The organism is Collinsella sp. TM09-10AT (assembly GCF_003436275.1).
In the GTDB taxonomy this organism is placed as follows: domain Bacteria; phylum Actinomycetota; class Coriobacteriia; order Coriobacteriales; family Coriobacteriaceae; genus Collinsella.
On the sequence record NZ_QSOP01000033.1, the window covers coordinates 1 to 13,977 of the forward strand.

General features: G+C 60.6%; 9 protein-coding genes. 2 read left to right on the forward strand and 7 right to left on the reverse strand.

The window, feature by feature from the left end; translation table 11 throughout:
• Window positions 1–438: 438 nt before the first annotated feature.
• The gene (locus tag DXD77_RS09860) at window positions 439–3,438 is read left to right on the forward strand and encodes a BTAD domain-containing putative transcriptional regulator (protein ID WP_117648552.1); all 3,000 of its coding nucleotides are present in this window, start codon (window positions 439–441) and stop codon (window positions 3,436–3,438) included.
• A 69-nt stretch (window positions 3,439–3,507) separates the two neighbouring features.
• Here DXD77_RS09860 and DXD77_RS09865 read toward each other — a convergent pair whose 3' ends face one another.
• From DXD77_RS09865 to DXD77_RS09890, 6 genes are all read right to left on the reverse strand, one after another.
• Complete coding sequence (locus DXD77_RS09865) at window positions 3,508–3,807, reverse strand: YhbY family RNA-binding protein (protein WP_117563618.1); 300 nt, start codon at window positions 3,805–3,807, stop codon at window positions 3,508–3,510.
• 158 nt (window positions 3,808–3,965) lie between these two features.
• Entirely contained in the window at window positions 3,966–4,913 is a 948-nt protein-coding gene (locus DXD77_RS09870; protein WP_369831503.1) for a methyltransferase domain-containing protein, read from the reverse strand.
• Between the two features lie 256 nt (window positions 4,914–5,169).
• Entirely contained in the window at window positions 5,170–6,534 is a 1,365-nt protein-coding gene (locus DXD77_RS09875; protein WP_117563617.1) for a PFL family protein, read from the reverse strand.
• A gap of 108 nt (window positions 6,535–6,642) precedes the next feature.
• Window positions 6,643–9,201, reverse strand: a complete 2,559-nt coding sequence (locus DXD77_RS09880; RefSeq protein WP_199407863.1) for a homocysteine S-methyltransferase family protein — start codon at window positions 9,199–9,201, stop codon at window positions 6,643–6,645.
• Window positions 9,202–9,210: 9 nt separating this feature from the next.
• Complete coding sequence (locus tag DXD77_RS09885; protein ID WP_117563616.1) at window positions 9,211–9,999, reverse strand: hypothetical protein; 789 nt, start codon at window positions 9,997–9,999, stop codon at window positions 9,211–9,213.
• Window positions 9,999–10,871: a methylenetetrahydrofolate reductase gene (locus DXD77_RS09890; protein WP_117563615.1), complete on the reverse strand. Its 873-nt coding sequence runs from the start codon at window positions 10,869–10,871 to the stop codon at window positions 9,999–10,001. The genes DXD77_RS09885 and DXD77_RS09890 overlap by 1 nt, the downstream gene beginning before the upstream one ends.
• A gap of 426 nt (window positions 10,872–11,297) precedes the next feature.
• On the opposite strand from DXD77_RS09890, the gene DXD77_RS09895 reads away from it, so the two are divergent.
• Window positions 11,298–13,385 (forward strand): glutamine synthetase III, encoded by a 2,088-nt coding sequence (locus DXD77_RS09895; RefSeq protein ID WP_117563614.1) that lies wholly within the window; start codon window positions 11,298–11,300, stop codon window positions 13,383–13,385.
• Window positions 13,386–13,604: 219 nt separating this feature from the next.
• Here DXD77_RS09895 and DXD77_RS10620 read toward each other — a convergent pair.
• On the reverse strand, window positions 13,605–13,977 hold a 373-nt coding region (locus DXD77_RS10620; protein ID WP_233506797.1), incomplete at its 5' end, for a hypothetical protein.

Below are 13,977 nucleotides of genomic sequence, written 5' to 3' on the forward strand. Positions count from 1 at the left end.
CGGTTCGACGAACAGCCGATCGTGTCAAATTTGGTCTAACAGAGCCTTTTGTTATCCCTCTCCGCCCGCTTGACCAAAATCTTGCCGCAAGCTTGACGAATGCCGGATGCCCAACAGCTTGATTCATTCCATACCAGATTCTATGCAAAAATGCCACTAAAAGGTCGTAGACGGTAGCGGGTGCTAGGCGAGTTGAATGACATAGCTGAACCTTGTTCATTTGCGTTACACTGCCGCTTAGATGGGACAAGCTGACAAGCTCATTTACCTGCTTAAAGACCGATTAGTCGGGGGATTAATAACAATCGGCCCTCGCTGTACAAAAACTTGCCGCTTGCGTACCAAAAGACAACCTAGAACACAAGGTCGCTCTATTCATAGCGCGGCTTGTATGGTCTTGCGGTTACAGTGTCCATACGGTCGAGTTGAGGAGCGGGCATGGTAAACGATTTGGGCAGTATGGACGACCTCGAGCTGATGCCGCTGGGCGGTGGCTATATGGTGCGACGCGAACGCTTGATGAATGAGCTTCTCGCCAAGGGCCGAAAGGCCGGCATCGTGGTTCTTTATGCGCCCGACGGGTTTGGGAAGACCTCGGTGCTGCTGCAGTACACCCATGAGGTTAAATGCGACCCGACGCGAGGCCCCGTGCGGATTATCGAGGCCGATCGCGCCACTGGGCGCGAGGTGTTTATGCAGCTCGAGGTGGTTACCGAAGAACTCAAAGACAAACCGCACTCCCTTATCGCGATTGATAATGTGCCAAACCTCGATCAGCACGATACCGAAGACCTCATCGACAGGATTCGCGGCCTGCGCGCTATGGGGGTGGGGGTCTTTATCTCCTGCCGTCCTTCAAATCGTCAACTGATTCATGGGCTGGGCGATTCGGTTAAGATCAATGCGCAGATGCTCAAGGTGCATGCCTATGAGTATTCGGCGTGGGCATCGGCGTTTTCGATCAGCACATCGCTCGACTTTTATCAGCTCACGCAGGGCGTGCCCGAGCTCGTTTCGGCATTGCAGACGGGTCTGTATGGCCAAGGCGACGTAGCCGGTCTGCTCGAAAACGAGATTGTCAACGTATATGGCGCGGCACTTGTCGACCTGGCTTCGCTCGACAATAATGCACTGTTTTGCGTGGCATGTCTCATGATTTTGATGGGCGAGGGCAATATCGCAGAACTCGAGGCTTGCGGGGTGAGGCTATCGATGGTCGACCAGTCCTACTTCGTACGCGACTACCCGATCTTTGGCTTGGACCCCGCCGAGCGGAGTTTTACGTGTCTGGGCACGGAGGATAACGGACGCTTGCGCTTGCGTAAGTTGGTGGCCGAGGTTCGCCCCGAACTTGTTCCGAGGGCGGCCCGGATTTTGCTTAAGGCGGGCCGATGCGATGCGGCGATGGGCCTGGCGGACGCCTTTTTGGACCGTGATGCGGTCCTTGAACTTGCTGGGCAGTATGGGGTCGATCTGGCTCTGACGGGGCACGGGGCCGATATCTGCCGAGCAGCGCTGGGCACGATCGATGCCGAGGATCCGGCTCCAGAGCCAACGCCTGCCGAGGCGCTTGGCGTATATCTGGCAGCGGTCAGCGTGTCCAATACAAAGCTCGCTCGCTATATGGCATCGGTCATCGAGCGCGGGGGCGAACGGGCGGCCTGCGAAATAGACCCTGTTTCATGGAGGGTGGCCCAGACACTGACGGCTGTTTGCTATGGGGACAACGGGCTTGGGCTTCCTACGAACCTGGCCGTGCCAGAAATAGAGACGTCCCACACCGCACTCGACATGCTGTCCGCGCATATCGAGGTCAAGCGATGCCTGACCGAACGGGGAGATGACGGCGGCGTTCTACAGCAGCTCAAAACGAGCAAGGCCTACGACTGTGAGCTCGACATCGCGGGGATTGTTATACGGGCCGATAGCATGCTGGTGGAGCTCTTTGACGGGTCGTTTGCGGGAACCGACGAGCGCGACGACGAGATGACGGTGGTGCGGGAGGCGCTCGACGTACGTGGGCTTAAGGCGATGGCTATCTGGGTGCGCATGGTGCTGGCGGCACGGCGGCTCCTTTCCGGCCTGCCGGTAACCGACGACGCGGCGTTCAACGAGCTCGATCGTTTTGCCGTGCGCATGCGCGATAACCAGATTCAGCTGTTTGGCCTGTTGCTAGAAGGCTGGCAGTCGCTGGCAGAGGGACGGCCGGTTAATGCAAAGTTCCGTGCGGTCCAAGTGCTCAAACTTGCCGAAGAGTCGATTGCGTACATGCGCGATAACGCATTGCTGCTGGAGCGCGCGGCGTATCTGCGTAACACCTCGATGGTTTCGGTACGTGAGGAAGCGGAGTTGCTCGATATAAGCCAGACGCAGGTTGGTGGAGCGGAGGCCTGGATGGTGGCGCTGCATTTGGCCTGTGCGGGGCGAGATAGCGATCTTGCGGCCTGGATGTCCATGAATCGTGCGGGGATTCTAGAGCCATCGTATCGGCTCTTTGCGCGCCTTGCCATGCATTGTCTGGGCGAGCCGGCGACCAGGATTCGCAAGAAGCTTCCCGTGCGCGAGCTGTCGCGGTACTCGCTGCGCGACGATTTGGAAGGGGAGGGCGAGCGCCTGTTCCAGGCCGGCGAGGTTGAAGCCGTTGATACCATCGACCATATCGAGATTCGCATGTTTGGCGCGTTTCGCGCCGAGCGCGACGGGTTTCCCATCACGGACAAAATGTGGCGCCGCAAGAAGGCGGCGACACTTGCCGAGCGGCTTGCACTGGGCATGGATGCGCTCGTCGATCGTGAGACGCTGGCCATGGAGCTGTGGCCCCATGCCGAGTTCAATAGCGCCCGCAACAACCTGTACTCGACGATATCGCGCTTGCGGTCGGCTTTGGGACCGACGCCGGATGGCAAGTCGTGTGTGCTCATCCAAAATGAATGCATCGGACTCAACGGCGACTACGTCAAGACCGATGTACGGCTGTTTGACCAGATAAGCCGCGAGGTTTTGGGAAATCGCACGGGCGCACGCGGGCCCCATTTAGTTGAGCTGTGCCTTAAGATTGAGCAGCTTTATGCCGGACCGCTGTATGTTCCCAATGGCTGTAACCCCACCTACTTTTTGCGTATGCGACGCATTATGCAGTCAAAGTACATCGATTGCATGATTAAGGGAGCAAATGCCGCTCTAGAAGAAAACGATCTGCAGTCGGCGATTTGGCTGGCGGAGTCGGGGCTTCGACAGGAAACGGCGCGTGAGGATATGGTGCGCTGCGCCATGCGCGTCTACAGTGCGGCGGGGCGGCGGCGCGATATCGTCGAGCTGTACAGCGGGCATATGCACCATCTGAGGGAGCAGGTCAATGGCGTGCCCGAGCCCGAGACGCGGCGTCTATACGAGCGCTTGGTGGAGGGGCGGCTCAATCGCGTGCTGGTCGAGCGATAAAAAACGGGCGCCCGAAGTACTTGGGCACCCGAAAGCTTGCTATGTGTTGGCTCGCAGAATCATTGGCTCTTAGACGAGCTTGATCTTCTCGATGTCCTTGCGCGAGGACTCGCGATACAGCGAGAACTTGCGGCCGATGACCTGGACGACCTCGGCGTGGCAACGCTCGGAGAGCTCTTCGGCGGCCTCGCGGGCGGAAAGACTGGAGCCATCGAGCACGGAGCACTTAACGAGCTCATGCTTCTCCAGGTAGGCGACCGTCTGCTCGACGGTGCCCTCGTTGACATCGGACTTACCGATGATGATGGCGGGGTTGAGGTGATGGGCCATGCTGCGAAGCTGCTTGACCTGGGCTCCTGTCAGTGCCATGGGTTCTCGCTTTCTATGTATGGGGTGCCCCGCGACGGGGCCTTAATCTACGTGAGCTGTCCCACGATAGCGCAGGAACGGCGCGGTGTGGAGCGCGTTTGCCCAGTTCGCAAAGAATGCGGATGCCGAGGTGATGGGCAGCTCGGGCTGTGAACGGGCTACGAGCGGGATTCAGAGACCGGTTCCCATGCAATAAACGCCCAGCGAACCTTACGGATATGGTCGAGCATATAGCGCCCCTGCGGCACGCCCTTGGACCCTGGCTCGCCGGCATGGGGATTTTCAATCATATGCTGAGCGACGTAGACGCGCAGACGGTCGATCTTATCCTCGTTACCGTGCTCGAGCATGCGGGAGAAGTCCGCCACGCCCGCCTCAAGGCTATCGAAGGTATCGCGACGAGGCGATTCAAAGTACGTAACCTGCGGCAGGGCACCCATCTGAATGAGGATATTAAAAGCATACACAAAGCCATTACTGCAGGTAACCGAGGCGCCGATAGCGTTCATCAAGTGCAGATCATAGCGCGGGCTGGAGTTGGCGACCATCGTGACAGCACAACGCCGACGAGCCGTTCGATCAAGCTTGGCAAGCGCATCTTTTAGATTGGTCGTCGTAACCGACCGACTGGCAAAGGCAACATCCACCGCTTTCGCGACCGGTCCAACCAAATCCCAATCATCATCCCAAGCAAGCTCAAGCGGCGTAATGCGATCCTCGAGCCCATAGTACTCAATGCCAGCATCAAGCGTGCCCAACATGGCAGGGGAAAAGTCAGCAGCAATCACAGGATGCCCAGCCTGAGCAAGCGGAATGGCAATCGACCCAGCCCCACACCCCATATCAAGCACCGATTCACCAGGCTTTAACGCCAACAGCTTCATAAAGTCCCGGGCATACGGAGCAGTCTCAAGCGGCCGAAAATGCCGAGCCCGCTTATCCCACTCAAAAGAGTCATCAGCCCGCCGCCGACCAGCCTGCAGGCGCATCCATTCCTGGTTCCAATCTGTGGAAAGCAGCTCAGAGCGAGCATCCCCATCAACCACGGGCCAACCTCCTAGCAACAAAAAAGCGACTCCTCCCAAAAGAAGAGCCGCAACCAGCATATATCAGAAAGAACCGATCCAACGCCAAACCGCCGTATCAACCATGTGGTGCAGGAGCGAAGCAACTGCAACCGGGATAGAACCCAACCGAGGTCCCGTTGTGCGGGAGCCCCGGGGAGGGCAAATATATAAGGTCGATCGCGAGTTCCGCACGAGCCGGAGAGCACTTAATGTGCTCTCCGTGCGAGTCAGGACTGTCCGAGCAGGCGACCTTATATATTTGCCCTCCCCGGGGCTCCTCGCCCGAACCCCTCAGCTAGTTCTTCAGCGAGTTCAGCGGTGCCGGGAAGCGTCCACCACGGTGGGCGAGCACGGTGCCGGCGTTGGGGTTCACCGGCATGATGGGTGCACGGCCGAACAGGCCGCCGTACTCGACGCAGTCACCCACGCCCTTGCCGATGGCGGGAATCACGCGGACGGCCGTGGTCTTGTTGTTGATGACGCCGATGGCCATCTCGTCGGCGATGATGCCGGCGATGGTCTCGACCGGGGTGTCGCCGGGGATGGCGATCATGTCCAGGCCGACGGAGCACACGCAGGTCATGGCCTCGAGCTTCTCGAGCGAAAGCGCACCGGCTTCGACGGCGGCGATCATGCCGGCGTCCTCGGACACGGGGATGAAAGCGCCGGAGAGACCGCCCACGCTGGAGCTGGCCATGACGCCGCCCTTCTTGACGGCATCGTTGAGCATGGCGAGCGCGCAGGTCGTGCCGGGGCCACCGCAGGTGCCCACGCCGATGATCTCGAGGATGCGCGCGACGGAGTCGCCGATGGCGGGCGTGGGGGCCAGCGACAGGTCGACAATGCCCTTCTCGACTCCCAGGCGATGGGCGGCCTCGCGGCTCATGAGCTCGCCGGCGCGGGTGATCTTAAAGGCGGTCTGCTTAATCTTTTCGGCGACTTCCATCATCGAGGCGGAATCGGGCAGCGTCTCCAGGGCTGCGGCCATAACACCGGGGCCCGAGACGCCTACGTTGATGACGGCGTCGGCCTCGCCACCGCCGTGGACGGCGCCCGCCATAAACGGGGAGTCCTCGACCATGTTGGCAAAGCAGACAAACTTGGAAGCGCCGACGGAATCCTGGTCGGCCGTGAGTCTAGCGGCATCGATGATGGTCTGGGCCGCCATAAGCACGGCGTCCATGTTGATGCCAGCGCGCAGGCTAGCAACATTGACGCTGGAGCAGACGCGGCTGGTGGTAGCGAGCGCCTGGGGGATGGACTGGATAACGCGGCGATCGGCGTCGCCGATGCCCTTCTGGACGAGTGCGGAGAAGCCGCCCAGGTAGTCGATGCCGAGCGTCTCGGCCGCGCGGTCGAGGGCGTGCGCGATAGGGGTGAGGTCCTCATCCTTGCAGCAAGCGGCGATCTGCGCCACCGGGGTAACGGAGACGCGCTTGTTGACGATGGGGATACCGTACTCGCGCTCGAGGTTCTCGGCGGTCTCGACCAGATGCTCAGCCGTGTGCGTCACGTGGTCGTAGATCTTCGTGCACATGCGGTCGAGGTTCTCGTCACCGCAACCCATGAGCGAAACACCCATGGTGATGGTCCTGATGTCGAGGTTCTGCTCCTCAACCATGCCGCGGGTTTCCGCGATTTCTGCGGGCGTGATCGCCATCCTTGCGCTCCTATCTGCCAAAACGAGCATAGTCTTTTCTATTCTAACGTGCCGCACGTGCCAAGTGGCGCATGCGGCACGTTTTGGTGCTCGGTTGTTTCCGTTGTGTTACTGCCCAAAGACCTCTTCGGCGATGCGCGCGCTTTCGGCGGCATCCTTGGCGTAGTAGTCCGCGCCGATCTGCTTGGCGTATTCGGGGGTGAGCACGGCGCCGCCTACGATGATCTTGACGCCCGGCACCTCGGCATGGAGCAACTTGATGGTCTCCTCCATGGCGACGACGGTGGTGGTCATAAGCGCCGAGAGGCCGACGAGCTTGATGTCACGCTCCCGCACGGTCTTGAGCACCTCTTGCGGGTCGACGTCGCGGCCTAGGTCAAAGACGGTATAGCCGTAGTTATCGAGCAGCATCTTGACGATGTTCTTACCGATGTCGTGGATGTCGCCCTTGACGGTGGCCACGCAGATCTTGCCCTTGTCGGCGATCTCGCCGGCGGGCATCAGGCGCTTGATGGTGTCGAAGCCCACGCGTGCGGCTTCGGCCGAGGCCATAAGCTGCGGCAAGAAGAACTTGCCCTGGTCAAAGAGGACGCCAACCTCGTCGAGGGCGGGGATAAAGTGATTGTTGATGAGGTCCATGGCGTCGTGGTCTGCCAGCAGACGCTCGGTCTCGGCAGCGATCTCGCCTTTGCGGCCCGAGACGACCATGCGACGAATCGGGTCGTCGTTGCCGTCGGTGCCGTCGGTGCCGGCAGCGGGCACGGTGTCGGTCGATGCGGCCTGAGCTGCTGCCGGGTTGGCGGCGATCTTATACGGATCGGTCCAGCCGGCATAGCGCTCGATGTATCCGGTCGAGCCCTCGTCCTCAACGCTCAGGACGCGATAGCTGTAGACGGTATCCATAAAGCGCTTGGAGCCCGGGTTCATGATGGGGGCGTCCAGACCCGCGCCAAAAGCGGCGGCCAAAAAGACCGAACCCAGCAGCGGGCGAGCGGGCAGGCCAAAGCTGATGTTCGACACGCCGAGCGCGCATTTGACGCCCAGGCGCTCCTTGCACAGGGACATGGCGCGCAGGATCTGCTCGGCCTGGCGTTGATTGGTCGAGGCGGTCATGACCAGGCAGTCGATGAGGATGCGGTCCGGGCCAATGCCGTAGCGGGCGGCCTCGGCCACGATGCGCTCGGCGATGGCGAAGCGGGCCTCGGCGGTATCGGGGATGCCGCCTTCGTCGAGCGTAAGGCCGACGACGTTGGTGCCGTAGTGGGCAACCAACGGAAAGATCTCATCCATGATCTGCTGCTTGCCGTTAACCGAGTTGATGATGGGCTTGCCGGCGTATCGGCGCACGGCGGCCTCGACGGCAGCGGGGTCGGTGGAGTCGATCTGCAGCGGCAGGAGCGTGGAGCCTTGGAGCTGTTCGGTTGCCTGCTGGATGATCTTGACCTCGTCGATCTCGGGCAGGCCCACGTTGACGTCCAGGATGTCGGCGCCCTGTTCCTGCTGGCTGATGCCCTGGCTTACGACGTAGTCCAGGTCGCCGTCGCGTAGGGCCTGCTGCAGGCGCTTTTTGCCGGTGGGGTTGATGCGCTCGCCGATGACAGCGATCTTGTGGCCGTCGCAGGGAAGGTCCACGACCGTTTGGGCGCTCGTGACCGACATGCTGGGCTTGCGGTGGCGCGGGCTGGACGTGTGGTTGTCGATAAGCGTGCGCAAGGCCGCCATGTGCGCCGGCGTGGTGCCGCAGCAACCGCCCACGACGCTCACGCCGTCGGCGATCATGCCGGCGACGGCCTTGGCGTATTCGGGAGCCTGGATATCAAAGACGGTGTTGCCGTCGTCGTCCACGCGGGGCAGTCCTGCGTTGGCCTGCACCATGATGGGCTTGTCGGTAACGGTGAGCATGCGTGCGGCGAGCCCTCGGAGCTCGGCCGGTCCCTGGCTGCAGTTGATGCCCAGAACGTCGGCGTCGATAGCGTCGAGCGTGATGGCGGCGACCTCGGGGCTCGTTCCCAGGAAGGTACGGCCGTCTTCCTCGAAGGTCATGGTGGCAAAGACGGGCAGGTCGGAGTTCTCGCGGCAGGCGAGGACGGCTGCCTTGATCTCGGCCAGGTCGGTCATAGTCTCGATAATAAAGAGGTCCACGCCCGCATCGACGCCGGCACGCACTTCCTCGGCAAAGAGGTCGTAGGCCTCGTCGAAGCTGAGGGTGCCCAGGGGGCGAAGCAGCGCACCGATGGGGCCGATGTCGCCGGCGACGTAATGGGCACCGGCCGCGCGGGCGCAAGAGACCGCGGCGGCAAAGACATCTGCCACGGTGGCGGCGCCATCGAGCTTGTGCGCGTTGGCGCCAAAGGTGTTGGCGGTGATCACGTCACAGCCTGCCTCGACATATTGACGTTGGATATCGGTGATGACCTGGGGCTCCTCAAAGTTGAGCAGCTCGGGCAGGGCGCCCGCCTTCATGCCAGCGGCCTGCAACATGGTGCCCATGCCGCCGTCAAACAGCAGGTGCCCGGTGCCCTTGATGGCGGCGCGCAGACGATCGTCCTTAATGCGAAGGTCGTCGATCGTGCGCGTCTTGTACACAGCGCCGTTGCAGCGCGCAGTATTGACAGGTGCCGCCAGTGCAGTACCGTCAGAATCATGAGTGATAAGCGGAGTAGACATCGATGGCTCCTAATGGCTGGAATAGCAGGTGGTGTGGGCGGCATGGAAGCGGCAGTGCTCACGCATGCGGCAGATATTGCAGGTGGGGCGGCTCTGGGCGTCGTGGACCTCGCCGTCAAACAGACCGATCACCGCGGTCACGCTCTTGGTGGGCATGAGCAGGCTGGTGGGGGTAACGGTAAGCCCGATGAGCCGTGTGGCGTTGAGCGCAGCCACGATTGAGCGCTGGGCCGAGAGCGGGCAGTCGCCATAGCCGGGACTAAAGCGCCAGTTACCGGCGAGCCCGTGTGCAGCGGCCGCAGCCTTGACCTGCTGGTCCATCTGCTCGACGGCGGCTTCTACATAGGCAGAGCATGCGGCGTCGAGCACGGCTCCCTCCAGGGGCTGCTGGGCTCCCGTGGTACGCAGGCGGCGCTCGGCGTCCATGCCGAGGGTGCATGCCATGAGCGCGGCAAAGCGGGCGTCTTTGAGATGTCGATAGATGTCGCGACCGCGCAGCTCAACGTTGGTGCCAACCAGACGGATGCAAGGCTCTCCCTGCTCGTCCACGCCCGTGGCATCGACGGTAAACACGCGCCGCACGCCGCGGGGCTCAATGTCCAGCTCAAGGCGCTCGACCACAAGCTCAATACGTCGTGACAGCTCGGGCTCAATCTGCTGGCCGCCGTAACCCAGATACCGCAGCATCTCGGCACGGTCGACACGGGGATGGTGCGCAGCATCGACACGGTAAAGCGCCGGCGACGCAAGGTCGGCCGGCACTTCGACAGCGGTTGTATCGATGTGCGGTTTTTCCATTACCCCAGGCGCTCCATAATGGTCGCGGCGATCGCAGGACGATTCATAGTGTACAGGTGCAGACCGGCGGCACCGTGCTCCTTGAGGTCGCAAAGCTGACGGGCGGCATAATCTACACCGGCTGCCTGCAGGCTCTCGGGGTCGTTCTCGTACTTGGCGAGAATCTTGATGACGGGGGAGGGCAGTGACGCGCCGCACATAAAGACCATGCGGCTGATCTGCGACTTGCCCATAAACGGCATGATGCCCGCGGTAATGGGCACGGTGATGCCGGCCTTGTCGGCAAGCTCGCGAAAACGATAGAAGCACTCGTTATCAAAAAAGAGCTGCGTCACAAAGAAGCTCGCGCTGGCGTCCTGTTTTTGCTTGAGGTGTTCGACCGAGAGGTTGAGATCCTCGCAGGCAATGTGGCCCTCGGGGTAGGCTGCGGCACCCACGCAAAAGCCGGCGTCGACGAGCTCGGGGATGAGGTCGCGGGCGTAGGCGTAGTCGGAGGCGGGCTTGTCGTCCTCGGTCGCGCCGGCAGGGAGATCGCCGCGCAGGGCCAGGATGTTTTCCACGCCGGCGGTGCGGTACTCATCGATCTTGGCGGCGATATCGGCGTGCGAACGGCCCACGCAGGTAAGGTGTGCCACCGAGGGTGTATCGAATTCGCTCGTAATCATATGCGCAATGGGGGCGGTGGTGGCACCGTTGCCCGAGCCGCCGGCCGAGCAAGTAACCGAGACAAAGCTCGGCGAAAGCTTGCACAGGTTGCCCGCCACCTCGCGGGCCGTGTCGAGGGTAAGCTCGCCCTTGGGCGGGAACATCTCAAACGAAACGGGTGCGGTGCCCTGGGATGCTGCCTGCTTAAAAACCTCGTCGACGCGCATATCGTGCTCCTCTAGATACGTAATAGTGTGATGTGTTGTAAGGATTCTACAGCACCACTGTGTCACGGTGGAGTTTCACTCGCTATTTGGGGATACCAATCAAAGATGCCTTGCTATCGGCATTCCCTATAACATGGCGGTCAATCTAAGATGGGGCAGTAAAGACTGGTATCTGATGCGAAATACCAGTTAATAGAGCCCCATCCCAAATTGACTACCCTTAAACCATGGGGAGAGGTCTGCAATTTATACAGTTGATTGGCTGTTGAGGGCGGCAACGCCGCCGCGATGCGGTAACCTCATTGATTGGTTTCGTGACAGCAACATAACGGTAATGTTGCGGAAACACGACGAGCCTAATCTATGACTCGTTCGTTAGTAATCAACACCGCTTCTCACGCGGTGCCGATACGAAGGGAGTTCCGTATGGCCGAACTTACTGACCGCTTCGGGACCATGGTGTTCTCTGAGGAAGTCATGAAGGACTACCTCCCCAAGGACATTTGGAAGCGCCTTGCTGCAACCCTCGAGGACGGTGAGCCGCTTGACCTGGATGTGGCCAACGCCGTTGCCCACGCCATGAAGGTCTGGGCCATCTCCAAGGGCGCGACGCACTACGCGCACTGGTTCCAGCCGCTTTCGGGCATTACTTCCGAGAAGCACGACAGCTTCCTCGAGCCCAACCACGACGGCACCGCCATTACCAAGTTTACGGGCAAGAACCTCATCCAGGGCGAGCCGGACGCCTCCAGCTTCCCCAACGGCGGCCTGCGTGCCACCTTCGAGGCCCGTGGCTACACCGCTTGGGATCCCACCAGCCCCGCATTCATTAAGGACGATGTCCTGTGCATCCCCACGGCTTTTTGCTCCTACACGGGCGAGGCCCTGGACAAGAAGACCCCGCTGCTGCGCTCCATGACCGCACTCTCGCGTGAGTCCAAGCGCGTTTTGGCGCTGTTTGGTAAGACCCCCAAGAAGGTCGTTCCTTCCGTGGGCGATGAGCAGGAGTACTTCCTGATCAAGAAGGACGCTTACCGCAAGCGCAGGGACCTGGTCATCACCGGGCGCACCCTCTTTGGTGCTGCTCCCTGCAAGGGCCAGGAGCTCGAGGAACACTACTTTGGCGCTATCCGCCCCACCGTCTCGTCCTATATGAAGGACCTGGACGATGAACTGTGGGCGCTTGGCATTCCTGCCAAGACCAAGCACAACGAGGTCGCTCCCTGCCAGCATGAGCTCGCCCCTGTCTACGGCGAGGTCAACGAGGCCATCGACCAGAATCTGGTCATGATGGAGAAGATGAAGCTCATCGCCTCCCGTCACGACTTGGTCTGCCTGCTGCACGAGAAGCCCTTTGAGGGCATCAACGGTTCGGGCAAGCACAACAACTGGTCGCTTGGCACCGAGTCCGAGAACCTGCTCGACCCGGGCGACACCCCGCTCGACAACCTGCAGTTCATCGTCTTCCTCACCGCGGTGATCGAGGCCGTCGATAACTATCAGGAGCTCCTGCGTGCCTCCGTTGCCTCGGCCGGCAACGATCATCGTCTGGGCGCCAACGAGGCTCCTCCGGCGATTATGTCCATCTTCCTGGGCGACCAGCTTACCGAGGTTGTCGAGAAGATCATCGATGGCAAGGCTTCCGTCCATGCCACGCGCGGCGTGCTTGACTTGGGCGCCGATACCCTGCCCAAACTGATGCAGGACAACACCGACCGCAACCGCACCTCCCCGTTCGCCTTCACCGGCAACAAGTTCGAGTTCCGTGCCTGCGGCTCCGAGCAAAACGTTTCCGACTCCAACCTGGTGCTCGATGCCGCCGTTGCCAAGTCGCTCAAGTCCTTCGCCGATGCGCTCGAGGGTACGCCCGAGGATAAGTTCCAGGACGCCGCGCTCGAGTACTGCAAGAAGGTGCTGACCGATCACCAGCGCATCCTGTTCTCCGGCGACGGTTACTCCGACGAGTGGCCCATCGAGGCCGAGAAGCGCGGCCTTGCCAACAACAAGACCACGGCCGACGCTCTTCCCGCCTTTGTTTCCGATAAGGCCATTGCGCTCTTTGAGGAGACGGGCGTCCTGACCAGGGCCGAGGCCCAGTGCCGCTATGACTGCAAGCTCGAGAAGTACAACAAGCTCATGAACATCGAGGCCACCACGATGGTTCGCGAGGCGCGTCGTACCTATCGCCCGGTCATTACCGCCTATGCCACCAAGGTCGCTAAGGGCCTTGAGACTATTCGTGCCGCCGGTGCTGAGGCTGCCATGCAGTGCGAGCAGAACACGCTCAACAAGCTCTGCAACGGTATCACCGCCATCAACGACTCCATCAAGGCGCTCGACGCCGTGCATCAGAAGGCCGAGGCTCTCGATGGCCAGGAGCAGGCCAACGTGTACGCGCACGAGGTCGTTCCCGCTATGGATACGCTGCGTGCTGCCGTGGACGCCATGGAGGAGATCGTGGCCGCCGACTACTGGCCGGTTCCGACCTACGACGACATCCTGTTCTACGTGTAGAGCGTAACTGACATATCGTCACGGTATTGAGCCGGGGTCCGCATCGCGCGGGCCCCGGCTATTTGTTTGCGAAGGACGCTTTGGATCCCGCTTTGCAACTGATTCGCCCACACAATAAGGGGTCGTGGGGAAAAAACGTCAAATATGAGTACTGTCACAAGCCCTGTAGCATTATCTTTTTGCAAAATATGCAGTGTTACGCAACATATGTCCAAGTACTTAGCTGATAAATGCCTGCAATTCCTCCGCCGTAGGACGCCTTGTGTCCAAATCGCCTTCTGATGGCATGAAATCGCTGTTACTAAATTGGTAACAGTACTCATATTTGCTATTTTTTGTCCACGGGCCCTTGGATGACAGTGTGATTTTATGCCTTCGGGGTTCGAATCCCGGCGTATGGGTAGGAAAAAGCCCGCTACCGAATTGGTAACGGGCTTCACAGATTCTGTGGTGCCCCCAGCGGGATGTCCGCGTGCGGCTGGCGCCGCCCGCTTTCGCTGCGTCGCTCCGCTCCTTGCGTGCTGCGCTGGAAAACGCTTGGTGACGCATAATTTCTTTCGCAAATTGACAACCGCATAGCGGAACACGGCCC

Coding starts and splice junctions, on each gene's coding strand:
- DXD77_RS09885 (WP_117563616.1), bottom strand. CDS start 9,999: ATGGAAAAACCGCACATCGATACAACCGCTGTCGAAGTGCCGGCCGAC.
- DXD77_RS09890 (WP_117563615.1), bottom strand. CDS start 10,871: ATGCGCGTCGACGAGGTTTTTAAGCAGGCAGCATCCCAGGGCACCGCA.
- DXD77_RS09895 (WP_117563614.1), top strand. CDS start 11,298: ATGGCCGAACTTACTGACCGCTTCGGGACCATGGTGTTCTCTGAGGAA.
- DXD77_RS09870 (WP_369831503.1), bottom strand. CDS start 4,913: ATGCTGGTTGCGGCTCTTCTTTTGGGAGGAGTCGCTTTTTTGTTGCTA.
- DXD77_RS09875 (WP_117563617.1), bottom strand. CDS start 6,534: ATGGCGATCACGCCCGCAGAAATCGCGGAAACCCGCGGCATGGTTGAG.
- DXD77_RS09860 (WP_117648552.1), top strand. CDS start 439: ATGGTAAACGATTTGGGCAGTATGGACGACCTCGAGCTGATGCCGCTG.
- DXD77_RS09865 (WP_117563618.1), bottom strand. CDS start 3,807: ATGGCACTGACAGGAGCCCAGGTCAAGCAGCTTCGCAGCATGGCCCAT.
- DXD77_RS09880 (WP_199407863.1), bottom strand. CDS start 9,201: ATGTCTACTCCGCTTATCACTCATGATTCTGACGGTACTGCACTGGCG.